The sequence below is a fragment of the Mesorhizobium sp. M8A.F.Ca.ET.021.01.1.1 genome (assembly GCF_003998025.1).
Lineage (GTDB): Bacteria > Pseudomonadota > Alphaproteobacteria > Rhizobiales > Rhizobiaceae > Mesorhizobium.
Map to the genome: position 1 here is coordinate 1 of NZ_RZSJ01000643.1, position 3,371 is coordinate 3,371.

General features: G+C 66.9%; 2 protein-coding genes and 1 pseudogene. All 3 read right to left on the minus strand.

What is annotated here, in order from left to right; translation table 11 throughout:
• A pseudogene (locus EOA36_RS31355) lies at positions 1-538 on the minus strand (ABC transporter permease); the annotation flags it as partial.
• Between the two features lie 232 nt (positions 539-770).
• Positions 771-1,742 (minus strand): ABC transporter permease, encoded by a 972-nt coding sequence (locus tag EOA36_RS31365; RefSeq protein WP_127280750.1) that lies wholly within the window; start codon positions 1,740-1,742, stop codon positions 771-773.
• Entirely contained in the window at positions 1,739-3,280 is a 1,542-nt protein-coding gene (locus tag EOA36_RS31370) for a sugar ABC transporter ATP-binding protein (protein WP_127280751.1), read from the minus strand. Before EOA36_RS31370 ends, EOA36_RS31365 begins: the two co-directional genes overlap by 4 nt.
• Positions 3,281-3,371 lie beyond the last annotated feature (91 nt).

Below are 3,371 nucleotides of genomic sequence, written 5' to 3' on the forward strand. Positions count from 1 at the left end.
GCAGCAGCGCGTTGGGGAAGCCGTAGGTGACGCCGGTGCCCAGCCAAGCGAGGAAGTCGGGGATCTTGGCACCCGACGCGATCACCGTGCGCTGATAGACCTGCAGACAGCCGGTGCCGATCAGGCTGGTGCCCAGCGTCATGATCAGCGGGTGGACGCGGAAGACACCGACGCCGATGCCGTTGACGAGGCCGATCAGCACCGCCGGCATCATCGCCAGCAGGAACGCCACCGCCGGGTCCTGGCTGACGATCTGCGTCGCCATGATGAAGGCGCTCATCGTCGCCACCGTGCCGACCGACAGGTCGATGCCGCCGGTCAACATGGTCATGGTCTGGCAGCCGGCAAGGATCGCCAGCGGAATGGCGAATTTGATGGTGTTGGCGATCCAGCGCTCGTTGACGATGCCGGGACGCAGGATCTGCAGGATCACCACCAGGATGACCAGCAGGATGATCAGCGGGATGAGCGGCCGGTCGGCCATGAAGCGTTTTAGACGGCGGCCGAGGGGGACGGGGGTGATCGCTGATGTGCTCATGGGGTGGGTCCGATGTTCTGGGAGGGTAGCGCTCTACGGCGCCCCCCTCTGTCCTGCCGGACATCTCCCCCACAAGGGGGGAGATTGGCCGCTTTGGCGCCCCACTCTTTTCTGCAACGTTGAAGATTGGCGAAAGCCGCAACAACAGCCAATCTCCCCACAAGTGGGGGAGATGGCCGGCAGGCCAGAGGGGGGCGCCGTAGAGCGCTACGCTCTATATTTCTCTCTCCCATCATTGCCGCCCCCGCATCGTGATAAACGCGCCGAACATCACCACGGCGACCATGATCAGGCCTTCGATAATGGCGGTGACGTTGGGGTCGATGGCGAGCAGCGTCAGGTCCGTGCGCACCAGGCGCAGCACGAAGACGGCGACGATGGGGCCGAGCAGGCCGCCCTTGCCGCCGCCGAGCGCGACGCCGCCCAGCACCACGGCGGCGACGCTGGCGAGCAGATAGGGGCCGGGAATGGGAGCGCCGATGCCGGTGCTCATGGTCAGCGCCAGCCCGCCCATGGCCGCGAACAGCCCGGACAGCGCGTAGGCGATGATGCGCGTGCGGGCGACAGGCACGCCGCTGCGGAACGCCGCCAGCTCGCTCGAGCCGATGGCGTAGATGGAAAGGCCGAGGCGCGAGCGCCGGAGCGGGACCCAGATCACGCAGAGGCAGACGATCAGCACCAGCAGCGCCTTGGGCAGCCAGGCGTCGATGGCGTCGGGCAGGCCCGGTATCGGCACGGTGCCCGAGATCATCGCCTTCAGCCATTCTGCCGCGGCGCCGCCCGGCGCGCCGAGCACCAGCAGGGCCGCCCCTTGCAGCACGAACAGCATGGCGAGCGTAACGACGATGTCGGGCACGCGGGTGACGACGATGAGCAGGCCGTTGAGGGCGCCCAGCACAAAACCCATGGCGAGCACGAAGGGCACGACGAACAGCGCGTATTCCTCGCTGGCCCCCGCCATCATCGAGGCGGCGGTGACGCTGGTCAGCGCCATCATGGCGGCGACCGAGAGGTCGATGCCGCCGGCGATGACGACGACGGTCTGGGCAGCGACGGCAAAGGCGTAAGGCAGTACCGCCCGCGCCAGCGAGCCGAAATCGCCGCTGCCATAACCGGGCTGGATCAGTTTTGTGACGATGAACAGAATGATCAGCAAGGCGAACAGGCCTGACACCCAGCCCTGGCGGCGCAGGAAATGGTTCATGATATCGTCCCCGAAGACGGGGACTGGGGATCGGCCAGGATGCCGATATCGGCCTTGGCGCCGCGCGGCAGGCCGTAGGCGGCCCGCATCAACGCCGGTTCGTCCGCTTCCTCGACCGGAAAGATGTCAACGAGACGGCCGCCGAAGATGACGATAACGCGGTCGCAGACGCGCTGCACCTCCTCGAGTTCCGAGGTGTAGAACAGCACCGACTTGCCGTGGCCGGCGAGTTCGCGCAGCAATTTATAGATCTCCTGCTTGGTGCCGACATCGATGCCGCGTGTCGGATCGAAGCACAGGATGGTGCGGGCGTCCGCCGCGATCCAGCGCGCGATGGTCACCTTCTGCTGGTTGCCGCCGGACAGGCGCTGCACCTCGCCCTGGGCGCGGGTGTCGATCTGCAGGCGCTGGATGGCGCTTGCCACCGTGGCGCGCTCCTTGCGCATATGAATGGGCCCCCAGTTGCGCAGGGCGGCGCTGAAGGGAAGCGCAATGTTCTCACGCACCGAGCGCTGCATGGCGAGCGCCTCGGAACGGTCGCCGGGCACATAGGCAATCCCCGATCGGATGGCGTCGATCGGATGTGAGAATTTTACTGCCTGGCCGTCGACCTCGATCGTGCCGCCGGATGGCCGGATCGAGCCGGCAAGGGCGGCGAACAGCTCGTCCTGGCCCTGGCCTTCGAGCGCGACGACGCCGGCCACTTCGCCATCGGCGAGATCGAAGGAGACATCGCCGAGTTTGATGCCGACGCGCAGGTTTTTCACGGTGATGCGCGGTCGGGCAGGGGCGGATGCCGCCTTCTCGCCGGCGCTTCGGGCGGCGATCTTGGTCTTTTCGATACGGGTGCCCAGCATCAGCTCGACGATCTTTTCCTCGACGCCCGGCACGATGTCGACGACGCCGACAGTCTCGCCGTCGCGCAGCACGGTGGCGCGGTCGCAAAGGGCTGCGATTTCGACGAAGCGATGGGAGATGAAGATCACCGCGCGGCCGGCGTCACCCTGGCGGCGGACCACTTCCAGCACCTTTTCGGCAAGGTTGGCGGGCAGCGCCGCGGTCATCTCGTCGAGCAGCAGCACGTCGGGTTCAACGGCGAGCGCCCGGGCCAGATCAAGCACGCGCAGCACGGCCAATGGAATGTCGCGCGCGCTGTCGCGCAGGTCGAGGTCGGCGATGCCGAGTTCGCGCACCCAGGCGCGGAACGGCTCGACCGGCGTTCCGGTGAGCCGCAGATTGGACAGCACGTCGAGATCGGGGATCAGCGACGGCTCCTGGTAGACCGGCAACAGCCCGGCGCGGCGCGCGGCTGCCGGCGAGCGTATGTCGCGCGCCTCGCCACGGATCAGGACGCGGCCGGCATTGGCTGAAATGGCGCCGGTCAGGATCTTCACCAGCGTCGACTTGCCGGCGCCATTGGCGCCCATCAGCGCGTGAACTTCGCCGGGCAGCACGGAGAGCGATGCGTTGCGCAGGGCGGCGACCGCGCCGTAGTTCTTGGCGACGCCCGTGGCGTCGAGGAGGGGGCTGGTGGTCAAACTGTTTGGGTCTCTATTTATGAGGTCGAATAATTAGAAATGTCGGCGCCGCCCCTCACCTGCCTGCCGGCATCCTCTCCCCGTATAGAGA

Excerpts from the sequence above, each read along its gene's own strand:
- EOA36_RS31365 (WP_127280750.1), bottom strand. The coding sequence starts at position 1,742 with ATGAACCATTTCCTGCGCCGCCAGGGCTGGGTGTCAGGCCTGTTCGCC.